Here is an 18,514-nt window from a genome sequence, read left to right on the forward strand (position 1 = left end):
GACGGACCAGTCTCCACGCTCAGCGGTTGCGCTCCAATTGCCGTCTTTCGCTTTCCGTCAGGCGGGCAGCCAGGCGCGGGTCGATGTTGTGCCCCAGCCCGACCAGCTGGATCAGATGCCCCGGATCGTACCGCCGGTCCCCGCCAGCCTGCGCCTGGGGCCCGGATCGCGCCTCGCGGCCTTCGCCGCGGCTCTCGCTGGCCGGCTCGCCGCCGAAGCCAAGTACCCGAACGGTAAAGACGGATGGCAGGTTTTGCCTGGCCGCGACGCGCTCGCGCTGCACCACGTCCTGCGCGGCGGCGACGGCCTGCGATGCCGCCGCGCTGGCATTGGTCAGGGCGCCGACGTTGACGGCCGCCACCTGCGGCAGGCCCTTGCTCTGCCCCTTGACCTGGATGTTCTCGGCGTTGAGCACGTGCAGGGCCGCAATGTTCAGATTGCCGGCCACCCGCACGCCGGCATCGCCCGCGTTGACGGTCCCTTCCGGCGCGATCAGGTCCAGGTCGCCGTCGCCCACGGTACCGATGCCGCTGCCGCTCATGTCCGAGCGCTCGCGCATCGTCGTAAAGCCGTCGATGTCGGTCAGCACCTCCGGCGCCGATGGCACGCGCAGCGTCTTGGCGCCGCGCCCGGCATCGATATCGCCTTCGGTGGACCAGATGATCATGTCGCTGCCCTCGCGCCTGGCTTCGGGCACGAACGCCAGGATACGGGAGCGGTTCACCACGACGTCATTCCTGGCGAAGATGTCGATATGGCCGGAATCCAGCGTGACCAGGCCATAGCCTGGCGCGACCGTAGCGCCCAGCGCCGCCACCTGCAGCCCGCCCCCCGGCGTCAGCACGCTCACGTCGCCACCCGCCATGGTACGCAGCATCATGGTATTGGCCGCCACGCTGCCCCGCCAGCCGTCGCCAGGGAACAACGTCTCGATGGCCGCATGGCCGCGGTTGTAGCCGCCATTGCGCGGCAATCCGCCGATGCCGGGTTCGTTCTGGTCGCGCCCGGCCTCGCGCAGCTCGAGCAGGTACACCTGCCGCAGGAATTGTTCGCGAGCCAGTCGCGGCAGATCCTGAAAGCGCTTCCACGCGTCGAGCGGGGCCAGCGTCTGGCCGGTCATGTCCCGCATGTAGGAAACGAGGCCGCGCCGCACCACTTTCTCCTCCCCGCCGGGCCGGACCTCGATTCCGTCGGTCAGGTAGACCGGCAGCACGGCGCCCCCGTCGCCGGCGGCTTTCAGGTAATCGGGCATGGCCGCGACGTTCGCCGGGTCCAGATAGGCGGCCGCGAACGCGTCGTAGCCCGGCGCCTTGTCGAGCCCGGCCATCACGGTGATCGCCGCTCCGGTCGCCGGCAGGCCGTTGACGTCGGTACCGGGGATGGGCCGATTCGTGGCCGGATCGAACTGGCGATTGCCCACGGTCTCGACCGTCAGGTTGTCCGCATATACGTCGCGGCCCGCCGCCAGGACCAGCGCGCCCGGCCCCTGCACCACGATCCGGCCTGTCCCGTTGTTCAGCCCCCACCGGTCGCGCACCGGCCTCATCGCCAGGATATCGTTGCCGGCATCGATCAGCGTGATGTCGCTCGCCCGCACGTTGCGCGCATCGACCAGCAAACCCCTCACGTCCGTGCCGGCGCGTATCCTCATCTGCTCGCTGGCGGCCAGGTCGAGCCCGACGATCGACCCCCGCGCGGCATAGATGCGGCTGGGCTCATGATCGTCCGCCAGCGGCAATACGTCGGGGTTGGCGAGCCCCTTGTAGTAGGCATGCAAGCTGGAATACGGGCTGATGGCATTCTGCATCAACGCCATCAGATCGGCCTGGAACGGATTGCCGCCCCCGCCCGCGGGCATATCGGGCGAAGGCATCATCCCGGGAATCGCCCTGGCCATGACGATGCGCGCGTAGGGCGCCGAGCGCGTGGCATCGTCGATCACCTTGAAATTCTGGACATCGAAACGCACATCGCCGTCGGCGATCACGTTCAAGTCCATGCCCGCGCCGGGCATCACGAACATCGGTCCCTGGTTCTCCACATTGCTGTTGAGCGCGACGACGCGGGTCAGGGCGGGATAAAGATTGCCGCCCAGGCCGACGAGCCGGTCCTGGCCGGTGGTATTGCTGCGCAGGGACACGTCGCGGAACGCGAACTCGGCCTGGTTCACCAGCGTGACATTGCCGCCCGTGGAAACCAGGCTCAACGCGCTGCGTCCGGTATAGCCGCTCATGTAGGAACCGTGGTCGAGCCGCGGCAGGAAACCCGTGCCGTCATCGCCGTAGCGGATCAGCAGCGGGTCGATCACGGACTGCACGCGCAGGTCCCCGGCGGTGGCAAGGCGCAGCGTCGCATCGCCCAGCGCCAGCACGGGCGCGACGGGCAGCACCGTGATCCGCTCGTCGATTTCTCCCTGGTTGCGGGTAACGACCACATTGTGGCCGCTGGCGGTCTCGCCAGCGCGCAACTGGCCCGAGCCTCGCGCCACGTAGTACTGGCCGCCGCGGATCGCGCCGGCTGCTTCCACCTCCATCGATCCGCCGTTGCGGACTTCCATGGTGCGGGCCTCGTCGGCCGTCCGCCCGCCGCGCATGCGCATGGTCGTGGGCAGGACGACGACCAGGTTGTCCAGATCGCCGCCGGCGGAGACCTTCACGTTGCCGCCGCCCAGCGCCCCGACTCCCTGCTGGAAGGCGCCGTAGTTGATCCACCAGCTGGACTGTTCCGGCGGCAGATAGATGTAGCCATACGATCCGTCGGGACGAACTCCGTACTCGCCGCTGTTGTATTCGCCGAAATACATGCCTTCGCCGACGTTGCCCTGCCGGTTCAGCCACTCGACGAACCGCTGGCCGGAATGGCTGGCCTGGATGCTTCCGCCCGCCTGGATGTCCAGGTGGCCTCCCTGTACGCCGTACACCGCCGCCGGATTGGCCGTCGTGAAATCGCTCCACGTCGTCGTGTCCCGTCGGCCCGCGGTGTAGATCACCGACTCCTTGTGGGCCAGCACCAGATCGCGGCCGGCACGCACCTCGATATCTCCCGTGCCCGTGCGTACGAGCTTGCCGGCCCCCTCGTCGCCGTCCTTTCCCGTGCCTGCGGTGCCGACGCGCACGGATCCCTTGCCGTCGGCCTGCGCCGCCAGCGGACGCAGCGCCAGCGCATCGGCCGCCGCCAGGTCGGCGCCGGCGACAAGCCTCAAGTTCCATGAAGCAGTATCCCGCAGGACGCCGCCACGATCCGCACGGTCGAACCCATCGCTCAGGTGCCCTCCCACGACGAGGTCGCCACCCGCGCGCAGCGTAAGCGTTCCTTCCCTGGACGCGGCGAAATCGGTCAGCAGGTTCCAGTCGCTTTCGAGTGCCAGGTCGGCCGCGCTGCGTATCTCGATACCCGGGGCGAGCGTGATGCCATCGCCGCCCAGCCTGGCGGCGATGGTGCCGGCATTCGCCATGAACGTCCCGGCATCCTCTATCGCCGCCGCCTTGACCGCGTCGACCGAACCGCTGTCGTAGACGGCCACGCCCTCCAGCACGGTCGACCGCGCGCCGGCCACGGCCACGTCCAGCCGGCCGACCCGGACGTCCGCATGATCAACGGTTTGTCCGGCCCGCAGGCGCACCTTGCCGCCCTCCGCGCCGCCCACGTCGATGACGCCGCCGGCCAGGGCCAGTTCGCCGCCCGTCGCCTCGATCGTCACACGGCCGCTGCCCAGCTCGCCCGTGGCGCCTGCCAGGAGGCGGGCGCTGTCGCGCATGCTCACGCCGTCGCCGCCGATGACACGGATGGATCCGCCGTAGCCGGCTCGCGCATCGACGGTACCGGCGATGTCCACGGTGCCGGCGTCGGCGGTCAACAGGAAATGTTCGACGATGGTCGTGCCGTCGAGCAGGACATCTCCCTTGCGGACCCGGAACTCGCGGGTATGGTTGAAGCCCGCTTCATTCAATCGCACGTTGAGTGCCCCGAAGGCAGGCAGCGTCTCGATGTCCAGCGCGACCTTGCCGGCCTGTCCGCCCTCGCCCGCATGCGCCGCGATCGCGCCGTCCAGCATGACGTTGCCGCCGCCGGCCGCGGCAAGCGTCAAGGTCCCGGCGTTGCCGCCACGCGCGTCCGCCGCGAGATTCAGGCTGCTGCCCGCCCGCAGATCGACGTTGCCGCCCACGGCCGACAAGGCAATGCGGCCTGCATCCGCGAACTCGGCCACGTCGTAGAACGCCTTGGCAAAACCGCCGACATCGATGCGCGCCCCTTCCGCCACGACCAGGTCGCCATGGGTGGCCACCATTTCCACGGCACCGCCTAGCGCGGCGACATGTCCGTTCACGTCGATGCTTGCGCCCGTGAACGAAAGCCGGGCGCCCAGGCTGTCCTGCGGAGCAAGGCCGGAAGCGTTGCCGTCCGAGGCTTCGATCGCCAGGCGGCCCGTGGTCGCCAGATGCTGCGCGGCGCCGCCACGGCCGGTCACCAGCGGAGTCGCCAGCGTCAGGGCAGCCCGCCCGGCATCGACGCCGCCCGTCCCTTCCGCCACGATCTGCGTGCGGCCGGCGAAGGTCATGCCGTCGAAGCCGCTGAACCGCTTCGACCCTTCTCCCAGCACCAGCGTGTCGGCGTCCAGGACGAGATGCCCGCGGCCGGCGCCCGCCTCTCCCGCATGGCCGCCGCTGTTGGCCAGGACGATCGTGCCTCCTCTTACCGTGATGTCATGGTCGCCGTGGCCGGCGAACGATGCGCCGTCGAAGGTCAGCGAAGACACGCCGGCCTTGCCCAGGTCCAGCGACGAATGGAAATCGAAGCTGGAATAGCTGCGCAAGGTCAGGTGACGGGAGTCCGACAATTGGCCGAGCGTTGCCGTATCGAGCACCATGCCCGACCCGCCGCCAAAGCCTATGCGCCCCGCCGCCACCGACAGATCGTCGGCGGAAATTCGTGCGCCTGCAGCCAGCTCGGTCGTGCGTGTCGCATCGATCAGCAGCGACGCGCCGCCTTCCAGGACCGCGCCCGCCCCCACCACGGCCAGCCCGCCTCGCGTCGTATCCACATTCTGGCGAATGACCTTGAGCGCATCGCCATTCGCGACCCTGATCAGGGCCCCCCAATCGGCCGCGGGACTCGTCAGCACGTCATCCGCGGCATCGAGTTCGTTGATCACGCCATCCCAGTTATCGTCGAGATTGCCGTCGGGATCCGTGTAGACCGCTTGCCGCTGCGGCTGGACGACCAGATCCCCGGTGCCTCGGGCGGCGTCGCCGCGGGCATGGATCACGCTGCCCCCATCGACGGCGACGCGATCGCTCGCGGCCAGGATGATCTCCGGACCATACAGCGCCGACCCGGCATCGTTGCGGACGATGATGTCGCTGGCCGTGACATCCAACATGAGGCCCTGCGGGGCGCCCTGGCGGCGGCCGCCTATGAGCAGGCTGCCGGCGCCGAACGTCGACAGGCTTGCGGCGTCGATGACGAGATAGCCTTCGCCCCGCAGCGCCGCGGCGTCCTGCCCCTTGCCAAGAATGGCGATCTTTTCTCCGGCGATGTCCACGAGCCCGCCACGGCCTTCGCCGGCGGGCGCGGAGCGCAGGGAACCGTCCAGCAGCAGGGTCTGTCCGGCATTGAACACCACGGCGCCGCCGTCGCGGGGCAGGCGGGGCGTCACGATGTCCTGGCCGGTCAATCGGTACTGCGTCAGCTTGAAGGCATCGGACGAGAAGAACTCGTTGGCGAACGCTTCGTTGTATTCCGTGTAGCGCCGCACCGTACTGCCCGGCAGAACTCGCCAGACCGCCGCCGTCACGGGCTCGAAACCGTCATACGCGTTGCCCCGCCGCCCCTGCATGACGAGGCTGCCGTCAGGCGTTTCGAAGCCTGGCCGGTCCGGACCGGACCACGACCTACCCGTCGCCTGCACCGCGAAGGCGCCAGGCAGCAGGGCGTACCTTGCCGGCAAAAGGGTGTACCAGCCCGACGCCAGGCCGGGCCCGCCGGCCAGCCATACGCGCTCGCCCGCAGGCAGGTCGCTGAATGGCGCCGCTCCCGGCGCATCGGGCACGATCGCATACATCCCGGGCATGGCCAGCACGTCGTGCGATCCGCCCGGGCCGGGCACGTGTTCCCACGCATACAGATCGCCGCCGCCGGAAATGTCGACCACCGCCCCGGCGCCCACCGCCACGTCGGGCGCCTGCAGCGAAATGCGTTTTTCGGGCGGCACGGCCAGCATGGCCTGCGATGTGCTGGACCCGTCATCGGCTTTGGTCGGGTCCCGCCACTGCTCGTCGTTAGACAAGGTTCCGTACGGAACGGCGATACCGGCCCCGGCGACCGAGGTCAGGCTGCCCGCGCCCAGGACGAGACGCTGGCCGGCAACCAGCTCGATGGTTCCCAATGGCGCGCGCAGCACGCCGTCCTGCTGGATGACCGGAGCCTCGATACGTAGCGTGCCGCCCGCCGAAAGCGGCACCGGAAGGTCGCCGCCCAGGCGCTCGACCCGGATGGCGTTGCCGGCGCGCAGCGTGGCGGTCATCGCCGTGCCGGGATAGACCTGGCCTGCCTCCAGCACCAGGTCGCCGTCTACGTCCAGGTCTACCCGCAGCGCCTCGTTACCGGTCATTTGTTCCGGCAATGCGCTTCCCAGGCGGATCTCTCCGGCCCGGAAGCGGGTCTCGCCGAATCCCGTGATCCGGGCCCGGCCGCCGCCGGCCGCCAGCGCGGCGGCATCGGCCACGACATCGATCAGCTCCGCATTCAGCGCCAGCCGGCCCGCGCCGCCTTGCGCAACCGGCGCGGAACCGCCCGGCGTGGCCATCGCGCTCAGGGCGATGTGCGGCGCACGCAGCGACGACGAGGTCCCTTCGTGTCCCACCAGTTGCCCGCTCAAGACCATGGATCGGTTCGCCGACACGTCCACGCCATCCAGCCTGATGGCTCCCTGCACTGAATTGACCAGGGCCAGGTCCGCGAATCCTCCGGCGGCGAACGCGCCCGGCCTCACGGTCAGCGCGTGGATCTTGCCGGGACTCTGCAACACTTCCCGCAACAGGTCCGAGTAAAGCAGGCTGTCGCGGAAGAAATCGAGCGCCGCATCGCTCAGGCCGAATGCCGCCGGATCGAGCGGTTCGGATTCGAGCGCGGGAGCCGGCAGCCCTTCGGACAGCACCAGTTCCTTGCGGTCTTCCAGATGAGCCAGCAGGGCGGACGGAATCACGAAAGGCGCGGCCCCGCCGATCAACGGGCTCCAGTCGAAGTCCAGCGCTTCCTGCCAGTTGCTGTAGTCGCACACGCCATTGCCGGCCAGGCCATAGCAGTCGGGATCCATCCATTGCATCGCCTGCCGCAGCCTTTCCGCCGCGGAACCGTCGGGCCCGCTCGCCGCCTGCATGTCGAAGCGCAGCCGCCCCCCGGCGGCGCGAGGCCCGCCTGCCAGCCCGCGCAGCGTGCTTTCGACCAGCCCGGTTCCCGAGATCGAGATCGAGCCGCCGTTGCTGTCCAGCGTGACGGCCTGCGGATCGCGCGGTCCCCATGGACCGTACGACGGCTCGTCGATGCTTCCCGAGGCGCCCGAAACGTCCACCAGCCCTCCCCGGGCCAGGGCCAGCCTGGCGGTGTTGATGGAAATGGCGCCGCCGTCGCGCACCTCGCCCCGGCGCCAGCCGCGCGCGTCGCGATAGATCACCGGCGTGCCGCGCGCGAGCAGTTCGCCGCCGGCGGACAGCGTCACCTGCGTGCCGGCCAGGTCGATACGGCCGGAAGGCGCCTCCAGCCGGCCCGCCACCACCACGGTACCGCCGTTGACCCCGGCCGCCAGCGCCAGCGAGCCGCCCACCTCGGTGCGCACGCGCGCGCCCTGGCCCACCACGATGTCGCCGCCGCGGGTACCCAGGGACAAGCCCGACGCGCCGCGCGCCACACGCTGCTCCAGACGCGGCATGGTGGCAGGCAGGTGGTCCGCCAGGCGCTCTCCCGTCGCCAGCCGATGGTAGTCGAGCAGCGCCAGATCGAGCCCCACGGCGGCCTGCACGATATCGGCACCTTCGGGAATGACAATGTCGCCGCCGTCGGACATGACAGAGATGGACACGTTTCCGAAGCCATCCTGGGCAAACAGCGAAGCCGGCACGTGCAGTGCCGCATCATCCCGTTCCACCGCGCCGATCGTGACCGAGTCCGTCGTCATCAGAGCCAGGCTGCCGGCGTTTCCAAGCGCGTAGGCCCGCAGGTCCAGGGCCTCCAGGTCCATGCCCGCGCGCAGGCCGCCCAGACGCACGCTTCCCGCGTTGCCGGCCCGCAGTATCGGCTCGCCCCGCGAACCGCTTTCCACTCGCCCGCCTCCGGACACGTCGATGATCGCGCCGGGCGCGGCCACCAGCTCGCCCACGCCCAGGTCGACGGTACCGGCATCGATGGCCCATGCGGACGGCATCGCACCGTCGCGCCACCGGTTGACCCATTGTCCGCCGGCATCCAGCCGGCTGTCCGCGCCCAGGAACAGCCGGCCCGCGGAGGAGTCCAGCCGGAGGGATCCGCCCGGCGCCCGGATCGTGCCATCGATGTAGATGTCCGAGGTCGATCCTTCGCCCCCCGACACGAACAACGATGCCCCTGGCGACAGTTCCAGCACCGCATCCGCGGCCAGGACGAAATCGCCGCGGACGATGTTGAGGGCGATCTCGCCCAGGCCCGAGCGGCTGAGCCCATCGGCCAGCAGGTGTGTCAGCTTGCGCGATTTCGACGGGTCGGCCATGTAGAACTCGTCACCCAGGGCCGAAGTCGAGACGAAGTCCGCGCCCAGCCGCAGCGGATCGTTGCTGACGACGATCTTGCCGGGCGACCAGGGTTTGTCCTCGACCGAGCCGCCTCCGAGTTCGAGCCTGCCCCCGCCGTTGCCACCCGACTGTTGCCGATCGCCGATGATCGTACCGCCCCAGACCTCGCCTTCCAGCACCATCGCATCGCCGGCGAAGACCTGGACCGATCCCGCGTTGCGGCCTTCGACGTACCCCCCTTCCATCGCATTGGCGCCGATGACCGGACTGCGCCAGGTCTCCTTGACTCCCCAGCGCGGGCTGGACGATGCGTACTGGCCCGCGATGCCCACATACCCGATATCGGGCAGCGCACGGTCCATGGTGTAGAGCCTGCCGTCCGCCCCCAGCAGCTTGGTCGCCGTGTTGACACCGTCCGTGTACCGCACCGAGCCACCCGAGATGTCCAGCATCGAACCGCCGCGGGTGATGACCGAGCCGCCTGCCCGCATCGTGATGGTGCCCGCATCGGCCGACAGCTCTGCCAGGTCTGTCTTGCCCACGCCCACCCAGCCGGCGACGTCGCCCAGGGGCGTGCCTATCCACTCGCCCGGCACGTAGCCCACCTGGCCGCTGCCGTTGTCTTTCTGCACCCAATTGACGCCGGCCATCGGACCGTCCGTAAAGATGCCGTTGGCGCGACGGTCGACGATGAGCTTCGACCCCCGCAGCCACGAGTCGCGCAGCAATGGGGAGTCGCGCAACTCGTTGATGCGCAGCTCGACCTCGACGAAATTGCGTGCCATGGGCACCAGCACGTCCCTCACGCCGGCCACGCTCAAGAACGCGTCGCTGTCGATGTAGATCCGGCTGGCATCGCCCACGCTGCCGGGTTTGTACCAGGGCTGCTGGGTGAACAGGGGATTGACCGCCGACTCGATGTTGATGGTGCCGGCCGGCACCAGCACGCCCGCTTGCGGCTTGAGATCGATCAACTGCCCATACAGGTCCACCCGTCCTGGCTGGTAGCGGGTGGCAAGCGCGGAGGCTTCGATCTCGCCGATGTCGGATGTATCGGGCAGAACTTGTGTCACGCTGGACGGCCCGAGCGTCAGCGTGCCGGCCGACCAGTTCACCAGTTCGTTCATGCCGTCCGCATACATGTGCGTGCCGAGCCCCCAGGCACGCAGCAGGATGGAGCCGCTGCGATTGTTGAGCGCGGTCGTCGCGGTCAGCGCGCCAAGCTGCCGCACGTCGCGCGCCTGCAGCGTGATGTTGCCGCGGTCGGACCGGATGCTGCCGGTGTTGACCACCTCGTAGCCCACCTGCGCGGCGCGCTGGGCCATCTCGGGAAAGACCACATCGCGCAGGCCGGCCACGAACTGCGCATCGCCATAGACCGGCGACAGGCCCAGCGCTCCCGCGACCTGTCCGCCGGTGAACGCCCAGCCGGGCACGGCCGACACGGCGACGTCCAGGCCGCGCACGCCCGCGGGGTCGTCCAGGCGCGGCGTGGCCAGGAACACATTCTCTCCTGCCGCCAGGATGACCTGGCCGTCGGGCGCCGACAGAGCGCCGGCGTTGCGCACCTTGGGCGCGAACAGCATCAGCTTGCCGCCCTGCCCTGTGGCCAGCGTGGCGCCCGCCTCGACGACGACCTCGCCGGGCGGGGCTCCCGGCACGAAGCGGTCGATGGTTCCCAGCTTGTCCGGTGTCGTGCCGTCTCCGGGCTGGTACCCCGACTGCCCATAGATGACAGGCTGCTCGGTGGTGAACTCGCCGAACTGGGGAATGGCGAAATCGTTGCCCCCGTTGCTCATCCGCCGGGGATTGTTGATGCCCAGCTTGAACTGTTCGTCGGTCAGCCGCAGCGAGCTGGCCACCAGGGAGCGGGTATTCACCTGGCTCGTGCCGGTGAACAGGATGCCGTTGCGGTTGACGATATAGACCGAGCCTTCGGCCTGGATCCGGCCGGCGATCTGGCTGGGGCGGCCGCTGGGATCGTTCACTCGGTTCAGCGCGATCCAGGTGTTGGAGCCGTCGGCCTGGGCGCCTCCACGCTGGTCGAACCTGACCGTGGTGTTCCGGCCGACGTTGAACGTCTCCCAATTCAGGATCGCCTTCTCGGCGGTCTGGCCGATGACCACTTCGGTCCTGCCTGCCGACTGCGTCTGCACGGGAGCCTGGGCGTTGAGCCAGCCGGCGGTCAGGCTGTTCCCGTCCACCTTCAGGCCGCCCTCTCCCAAGCCGTCGACGAGGTCCGGGCCCCGGCCCCATGCGGCCTCGCGCGCCGCTGCCTGCACGGCCTGCTGTGCCGCGATCGCGCGGGCGGCCAGGTTCAGGTTCTCGTACGAGCGCTGCGCATTGGCGCGTTGCGCCGCATTGATGCCGGCCAGGCTGGATGCCGGCGCGCCGTTGGGCAGGCGGCCGGTCGTCGCGGCGTTGGCCTGCGCCGCCCCCTTGGCGGCGAACCATGCGGGGCTGAAGGCCTGCTGCGCCTGGACGCTTCCCACCATGCCGCCCGCCGCCAACGCCATGGCGATGGCGCGCGCCACGGGCGCCGGCTTGAAGTGCCGCCACTCCTTGCGTGTCATCCCACGTCCCATGTCGCCGCGCCCCCGTGTACCCATGACCGATCCCGCCAATAGTTGAGCCATTGCCATGCCGGCGGCATCGCCGCCGGCCGTATCCGCGCGAATCCCGCACCATCCGCCGGTGCGTTTCCGGATCCGATGCGCTAAGACGGAACGTGGTTTGGAAAAACCGCAGGTTTTTTCGATCAGCTGAGAATCAGCAATCCGCCGGGCAGCGAACGGGCGTGCAAATCGAAATTGTGTTGAAGCTGGGAAAGCGCCGAGTCGAGCGCCGCGATCACGAAACGGCCCGTTACCGGACGCTGTGCGGCCGCATCGTTCAGCAACATGATCTTCCCTGGGCGATAGCGGTTGATCTCGTCCAGCACGTCGCCCAGCCGGGTATGGTTGAAGACCAGCTCCCCCCTGCGCCATGCGGACACGTTGCCCGGATCGACCGCGGCCACTCCGCTCAAGGATGTCTCGTCATAGACGGCCTGCGTCCGCGCTTGCAACATGGCGCCGCCGGCCGGATGCTCGATACGGACCAGCCCGGCGATGCAGGTCACGCAGACCCGCCCCTTCAGGTTGCGCACCTCGAAGCTTCCCGTCTGCGCCGTGCTGCGGCCGGCACCGGCCATCACGGTGAAGGCCCGGCCCGCGCCGTCGAAATCGATGGCGGCCTCGCCCGCCAGCAGCTCGATGCCATGCATGCCGGTACCCGCGCCCTGTTGCCGGATGCGCGTCTGGGTATTGAGTGTGACGTTGACATGTGCAAGGCTCAGGGCCTGCTGCTCACCGGCGGCGGTGTGGAAATCGGCCCCCCATGCGCCAAAGGGCGGCCACACCCCCGCCGGCGGATAAAGCACCGCCACCGAAGCTGCCGCGGCCACCCCCGCGGCGGCCCCCAGGAACGCGCGTCGGCCGTGCCTCGGGACACGCAGTGTGCGCTCGTGAAAGACCGCGGCCTGGGCATTGGTTCGCAGCATCTCCGCCACCCCGGGGCCCAGTTCGTCCCACCGCCGCCGGACATCCCGGAATGCCTGCTGGTGAGCCGGGCTGGCATGCAGCCATCGCTTGAACGCCTCGGCATCCCAGGGCTTGACGTCGCCCGACGCGAGCGTGCGCAGCCACAGGCGCGCCTGCCGCTGGATCGCGTCGGCCGAGGCCGAAGAGCTGTCGAAAGATGTCGAGCGTCTCATCGCATGAACTTGTCGTGGGTGCCGGCCGTCCTGGCCAGCGCCGGCCGGATTTCCCATGGATCGACTATGACGGTTTGACGACCGCCATAACCGCAACTATTTTTCATTTGTCATCCGGGCATCCAGATATTCGTGCGCGCGCTTCAGATCCATCTCCACGGTTCGCAGCGACACGCCCAGGCGCCGGGCCACTTCCTTCTGCGCCATGCCTTCCAGGCGCACCAGCACGATGACTTCGCGCTGCCGGCTGGGCAGACGGTTCAACATAGCGACCAAGGCGGCAAGGTCGGAGCGCGCCTCGGCCTGTTCGGCCGGGCCGGGCGCCGGATCCGCCAGCTCCAGCAGGGCGCTGACCTCCTCATGCGGCAACGACTGGCCATGCCGGCGCTGGATGTCCACCGCCGCGTTGGCCGCCATGCGCATCAGATACGCCCTCGGACTCTGCACCGACCCGATGCCGCCGGACTTCTCGCTGTTCAACCGCAGCCAGGTGTCCTGCAACGCATCGCCGGCCAGATCGGCATTGCGCAGTACGCGCGCCAGCCGCAATTTCAGTTCGCCGTAACGCTTGGTCAGGTAATCCAGCAGAATGGGTTGCGCGCCCTGGGACATGGTCAGGGCGCTCCGCAGTGCCGCCAGCCGGCCGGATCGCCGGGATCGTTCGGCAGCACGATCATGGTCAACGGCTGCGGCATGCCGGACGGCGGCGGCATCTCCATCCGCACCAGGCCGATCGCACTGCGCACCGCCCGGTCGCGCACCGCGTCTCCCGTCGATTCCAGCAGTTGGACCGCCCCTACCCGCCCCTGGCCGTCGATCCGGAACCGCAGCAAGGCACGATACGCGCCAGGCATGGTCGCGGGCGAATCGCACAAGGCGTCCCACAAGCGCGCCTGGACCCGGGCCGGATAGTCGCCGGCACGATTCAGCGCCGACGCCATGGACCACGCCAGACCCTGGACGGGCTTCAGCACGAATGCATCCGCGGGGCCGTCCGCTATGCTTTCCGCCTCCAGACCGCTTCCCGCCAGCAATCGCGCCAGTCCTTCGTCGGATGTGTAACGCCCCTTCACCGCCGACGACCTGCGGCCGGCAACCGTTTCGCTGCGAACCAATGCGGCGCGGCGGGTCAGCGAGGCATAGCGGTGCAGCGCGTCGGCCAGCGGCATCGCGGGAATGTCGAACTCGAACACAGCCTGTGCCCGGTCCGCCGCGGGCTGGGCGGAACTCGAATCCTCAGGAGAGAAAACGCGTGGCGACTCGGCGCCCGAGGCTGGATCGGACCCGCATGCTCCCCAGGCCATCAGTCCGGAACCGATCAACCCCGCAGCCATGGCACGCATTCTGGCCGGCCTTTGCGTCCCGTCCCGAGGGAGATTGGAAAGATTGATCGCATCCGCACGAACTGGAAAGCATTCTCGGACCGCGCATGGTGACAGGCGGATATGTCGGTTTGGTTACTCGGCTGAGCAACAACCGCCGGACGCAGGACAAGACACTAGTCATAGTCCTTCAGGAATTCGGCAACCAGCCGCACGAACGCCTGCGTGACCAGCGACCGGGGTTTTCCCGCCGGAAACAGCATCGCGAAGTCATTGAAGAACGCCGGCTCGAACCGGCGCGCAACCAGGCCCCGGCCTGAAAAATCGTGGGCAGTGACGGGATCGACAATGCTGTAGCCCACGCCTTCTGCCACGAACGCGCACATCGACGCGAACAGCGGCGTCTCGACCTTGATGGACAGGGTGGCGCCATTTTCGGCGAACAGCTCCTGCAGGCGCTGCGTGCGGATGTGGTCGCGCGGCGCTGTCACGATGGGCAGTCCGCTCAGGTCGGCCGGACGGATGACATCCTTTCCCGCCAGCGGATGCTGTGCGGGCAGGACACAGACGCAGCGCAGGCGGAGCTTTTCGGCGTCGACCCATCCTGGGTCATACGCCGTCTCCGAGAATCCGATGTCGAACTGCTGGGTGGTGACCAGGGTCACGACCGTGGGTGAGCTGCGTGCCTGCAAGGTGACGTTGACGCCCGGGTAGTCCCGCAGGAAGTGGGCGGCGACGCGCGGCAGGAATTCGAGCGCCAGCATGGGAAGCGCCGCGATCCGCAAGCTGCCCGCCTTCGCATCGCGGATATCTGCCGCGAGCTGCGCTATGCCGTCCAGCCCTTGAAGCGCGCCCACCACCGCGCCGTGGAGATACTTGGCCTCTTCGGTGGGCTGCAGGCGGCTTTTTTCGCGCACGAACAGGCTGAAGCCGAGATCGGACTCCAGCCCCGCGATCAGGGTACTGATGGCGGGCTGCGACAACCCGAGCCGCACGGCGGCCCCCGTCACGGTTCCCGCGACCATCACTGCGTGGAAAGCCTCGAGCTGACGCACTTTGAACATGGCGGAATCGGGTATAGGCGATTTTTATGGGTTCAGAGAAAAACAGGATTGGATCGCGGATTTCGGCGTCTGTATGCTGGGGACAGTAGCGCATCCGCGGAAATGATAGTGCTCGAAACCGGGGGAAGAATCATGAAACATGCAACAGCGTGGGGCTTGAAGTTCTCTCTGGGGGCGCCGTTGGCCGCCGTCCTGGCGGGCGGGCTGGCCTTCGCGCCCCGCGCGGGCGCGGCCGACGACTACCCCGGCCGGCCGATCCGCATGCTGGTTGGGTTCTCGGCGGGCGGCGCCACCGACCTGTCCGCACGCATGATCGCGCTGCAGTTGTCCGAGCGGCTCGGGCAGTCGGTCGTGGTGGAGAACCGTCCCGGTGCGGGCGGCAGCATCGCGGCCAGTGCCGTGGCGAAGGCTTCCGCCGATGGCTATACCCTTCTTTACACCTCGGCGGCCCACGCCATCAATGCCGCGCTCTACAAATCGCTGCCCTTCGATCCGGTGGCCGATTTCCAGCCCATCACCACGGTGACCACCACGCTCAATGCGCTGATCGCCCATCCGTCCCTGCCCGTGCGCGGCGCCGCCGAGTTCATCGCCTACGCCAAGGCGAGCCCGGGCGGCGTCAGCATGGCTTCGACCGGTATCGGCTCGTCCAGCCACATGGCGCAGGTCCTGTTCACCAGCATGGCCGGCATCCAGGTCAATCACGTGCCCTACAAAGGCACCGGCGAAGCCATACGCGACATCGTTTCCGGCGAGGTCAAGGTCACCATCGACGCCGTCACCGCCTACCTGCCTTACCTGAGGAACGGCAGCCTCAAGGTGGTCTGCCTGGGCGACGTCCGACGCAGCGCGCTGCTGCCCGATGCCCCCACCTGCGACGAAACGGGCCTGCCGGGCTACGCGGTCAGGAGCTGGCAGGGAGTGCTCACCACGGCCAACGTTCCGCGCAACGTCGTGGATCGGCTCAATCGCGAGATCAACGCGATCCTGAAATCGCCCGAGACGATCCGGCAGATGCAGGCGGCGGGCGCCCGCCCACTGGGAGGCACGCCGGAGGAGTATGCGGCGATCATCAAGCAGGACATCGCGAAGCTCAAAGAGCTGGTCTCCCTGGCCGGCATCCAGCCGCAATGACACGCGGGGCAACCATGAACAGACCGACACCCACGGCGGCGCAAGCGGAAGAGACCGCCCGCCGCATCCACGCCGAGCACATCGTCATCGACTCGCTCGCGCCCAGCTTCGTCGACGAATGGGCGCTGACGCCCGCCATGATCGAGATCGGCAAGGCCTTGCAGGCCCAGGGCGGCTCGCGCCCCGCCATCAAGAAGGCCATGGCCGAACACCTCATCGCCCAGTGCGCGCAGGATCCCGAAACGCGCGAAACCTATCTTTCGTACTGGCGGCGCTCGGGTGTCACGGCATGCAACTACACCTTGTACGCATCCGGTCCGCCCGACACTGCCCTGGATGCGACGATCGCCAGCGCGCGGCGCGCCGAAACGCTCATGGCCTCGCTGGGTGGACAGGTGACGCTGGCCACCAACGCCGCGCAACTCGAGGCCGCGCACCGCGACGGCCGGCACGCCGTCATGTACAACCTGCAGAACGCCGAGCCCGTCGGGGCCGACCTCGGCCGGGTGGAAGTCCTGCACGAACTCGGCGTGCGCAGCATGCAGCTCACGTACAACCTGCGTACCCGCTTCGCCGACGGCTGCCTGGAGACGAACGACGGCGGCCTGAGCCGCTTCGGCGCCGCGCTGGTCGAGAGGATGAATGCGCGGCGCATGATGGTCGATCTCTCGCACGCCAGCGCGAACACCGCGCGCGACGCGGTGGCCGCGTCCAGGGCGCCGATCGTGGCCACCCACACCGCCGCCCGCGCGCTCAGCGGCCACCCCCGAGGCCTGCCCGACGACGTACTGAAGGGCATCGCCGACGGCGGGGGCTACGCCGGCGTGGTGGTGCTGCCGGCCTTCATCCTGCCGGCCGAAGGCGACGGCCGAGCCGAGAAACACGGCAAGCCGCGCAGCTGGGCCACGCTCGACACCGTCGTCGACCACCTCCAGCACCTGGTCAATGTAATGGGCGAGGATCACGTCGGCGTCGGTACCGACTGGGGCAAGCCCTACTACAACGCACTGGCCTGGACGCCGTCGATGATCCGGCCCGAGAGCGGCAGCTTCAACTGGGTGGGCTGGCGCCCGCAGGACCGCTTCGATCCGAACGCGCAGACGCTGGACCTGGAAACCTGGGACAAGTGGCCCAACCTGACCGCCGCCATGCTGCGCCGGGGCATGGCCGAATCCACCGTCGTCAAGATCGTCGGCGCGAACTACATGCGCGTATTCCGCGAGATATGCGGATAGCGGCAACCCCATCGCCCGGCCCGGAACAGCGTATCGCCGTGATAGGCGCGGGCATCGTCGGCGCATGTATCGCTCATGCCTTGCGCCGACGTGGCGCCGACGTCGTGCTGATCGACCGTGACGAGCCGGGCCGCGGTTGCAGCTTCGGCAACCTGGGCGCGATCAGCATGAGTTCCGTCGCCCCGCTGGCCATGCCCGGCATCCTGGCCTCGCTGCCCAGCATGCTGCGCGATCCCGAAAGCCCGCTATTCCTTCCCCTGGGCTACCTGCCTCGAGCGCTGCCCTGGCTGCTCAGGTTCCTGGCGTCGGCCCGCGCCGCCAAGGTCGCGGAAGCGTCGCGCACGCTGGCACGCCTGCACGCCGGCGCCGTCGCGGCGCACCAGGCCCTTGCCCGCGAAGTCGGCGTCCCGGAACTCATCCTTCAGCGCGGCCAGCTTCACCTCTATCCCGACAGCCATGCCCACGCCCAGGACGAAGCCGCGTGGCGGCTGCGCGCCTCGCACGGCTTGCCCTTCACGCTGCTCGACCGTCCCGGCATCCTGGAACTGGAACCGCATGTGGGCAAGCGCTACACGGTTGGCGTATTCCTGCCCGACGACGGAACCATCCTCAATCCGCTGCGCTATGTCCAGGCCATCGTGCGGGCGTTCGCCGCGCGCGGCGGCGAGGTACGGCGCGACGAGGTGCGGGCGCTCAAGCGCGACGGCGACGGATGGGAGCTGAATTCCGGACGAGGTGGCGAACATTTTTCCCGGGTGGTGGTGGCCGCCGGCGCATGGTCCACGCGCCTGCTGGAGCCGCTCGGCATCCGGCTGCCGCTGGAGAGCCAGCGCGGCTATCACGCACAGTTCTCGGGCTGTGCCGGGCTGGTCTCGCGCTCGGTGGTGCTGGCCGACCGCAAGATATTCCTGGCCCCGATGGAGGACGGACTGCGGGTAGGCGGCACGGTCGAGATCGCGGGCCTCGACCGTCCCCCGGACATGCGCCGCGCGCGCCTGCTCGAACGCATCGTACGCGAAACCTTCGACGGACTGGCTAACGCAACGGCTACACACTGGATGGGCCATCGTCCCTGCATGCCCGATTCGCTGCCCGTCATCGGCCCGGCCATCGAGCCAGGTCTCTGGCTGGCCGTGGGACACGGTCATCTTGGCATGACCGACTCGGTCAATACCGCGCGGAGAATTGCGGATGGGATGCTGGGGCCGGATGTCGAGCCATCTTTATTGCCATAATCAGGTCA

Annotated in this window: 8 protein-coding genes; 3 read left to right on the forward strand and 5 right to left on the reverse strand. The window is 68.7% G+C overall.

Annotated features, from left to right (window positions below; all coding sequences use genetic code 11):
* Positions 1–19: 19 nt before the first annotated feature.
* The 5 genes from R4823_RS24455 to R4823_RS24475 form a co-directional block, all read right to left on the reverse strand.
* Positions 20–11,335 (reverse strand): filamentous hemagglutinin family protein, encoded by an 11,316-nt coding sequence (locus R4823_RS24455; RefSeq protein WP_338616388.1) that lies wholly within the window; start codon positions 11,333–11,335, stop codon positions 20–22.
* Between the two features lie 185 nt (positions 11,336–11,520).
* A complete protein-coding gene (locus R4823_RS24460; protein ID WP_176400624.1) occupies positions 11,521–12,516 on the reverse strand; it encodes a DUF4880 domain-containing protein in 996 nt (331 codons plus the stop codon).
* A 96-nt stretch (positions 12,517–12,612) separates the two neighbouring features.
* Positions 12,613–13,128, reverse strand: coding sequence for an RNA polymerase sigma factor (locus tag R4823_RS24465; protein ID WP_087836703.1), 516 nt, complete (start codon positions 13,126–13,128; stop codon positions 12,613–12,615).
* A gap of 2 nt (positions 13,129–13,130) precedes the next feature.
* Positions 13,131–13,859: a TonB family protein gene (locus tag R4823_RS24470; protein ID WP_087836702.1), complete on the reverse strand. Its 729-nt coding sequence runs from the start codon at positions 13,857–13,859 to the stop codon at positions 13,131–13,133.
* 155 nt (positions 13,860–14,014) lie between these two features.
* Positions 14,015–14,902 carry a LysR substrate-binding domain-containing protein gene (locus R4823_RS24475; protein WP_087836701.1) on the reverse strand — a complete coding sequence of 296 codons (888 nt, stop codon included), beginning with the start codon at positions 14,900–14,902 and terminating at the stop codon, positions 14,015–14,017.
* Positions 14,903–15,034: 132 nt separating this feature from the next.
* Here R4823_RS24475 and R4823_RS24480 point away from each other — a divergent pair, with 132 nt between their 5' ends.
* From R4823_RS24480 to R4823_RS24490, 3 genes are read left to right on the forward strand one after another with little or no spacing between them, the layout of a single operon-like run.
* Positions 15,035–16,036: a tripartite tricarboxylate transporter substrate binding protein gene (locus tag R4823_RS24480; protein ID WP_165963303.1), complete on the forward strand. Its 1,002-nt coding sequence runs from the start codon at positions 15,035–15,037 to the stop codon at positions 16,034–16,036.
* A gap of 14 nt (positions 16,037–16,050) precedes the next feature.
* The gene (locus R4823_RS24485; protein ID WP_165963302.1) at positions 16,051–17,271 is read left to right on the forward strand and encodes a membrane dipeptidase; all 1,221 of its coding nucleotides are present in this window, start codon (positions 16,051–16,053) and stop codon (positions 17,269–17,271) included.
* The gene (locus R4823_RS24490; protein WP_087836698.1) at positions 17,262–18,506 is read left to right on the forward strand and encodes an FAD-dependent oxidoreductase; all 1,245 of its coding nucleotides are present in this window, start codon (positions 17,262–17,264) and stop codon (positions 18,504–18,506) included. Before R4823_RS24485 ends, R4823_RS24490 begins: the two co-directional genes overlap by 10 nt.
* The last annotated feature ends 8 nt before the right edge of the window (positions 18,507–18,514 follow it).

It is taken from the genome of Pigmentiphaga sp. CHJ604, assembly GCF_036972535.1.
GTDB lineage: Bacteria > Pseudomonadota > Gammaproteobacteria > Burkholderiales > Burkholderiaceae_B > Pigmentiphaga > Pigmentiphaga daeguensis.

What these genes read in the sequence shown, in the direction of transcription:
- R4823_RS24480 (WP_165963303.1), top strand. Translation starts at nt 15,035, where the DNA reads ATGAAACATGCAACAGCGTGGGGCTTGAAGTTCTCTCTGGGGGCGCCG.
- R4823_RS24455 (WP_338616388.1), bottom strand. Translation starts at nt 11,335, where the DNA reads ATGACACGCAAGGAGTGGCGGCACTTCAAGCCGGCGCCCGTGGCGCGC.
- R4823_RS24475 (WP_087836701.1), bottom strand. Translation starts at nt 14,902, where the DNA reads ATGTTCAAAGTGCGTCAGCTCGAGGCTTTCCACGCAGTGATGGTCGCG.
- R4823_RS24485 (WP_165963302.1), top strand. Translation starts at nt 16,051, where the DNA reads ATGAACAGACCGACACCCACGGCGGCGCAAGCGGAAGAGACCGCCCGC.
- R4823_RS24490 (WP_087836698.1), top strand. Translation starts at nt 17,262, where the DNA reads ATGCGGATAGCGGCAACCCCATCGCCCGGCCCGGAACAGCGTATCGCC.
- R4823_RS24465 (WP_087836703.1), bottom strand. Translation starts at nt 13,128, where the DNA reads ATGTCCCAGGGCGCGCAACCCATTCTGCTGGATTACCTGACCAAGCGT.
- R4823_RS24460 (WP_176400624.1), bottom strand. Translation starts at nt 12,516, where the DNA reads ATGAGACGCTCGACATCTTTCGACAGCTCTTCGGCCTCGGCCGACGCG.
- R4823_RS24470 (WP_087836702.1), bottom strand. Translation starts at nt 13,859, where the DNA reads ATGCGTGCCATGGCTGCGGGGTTGATCGGTTCCGGACTGATGGCCTGG.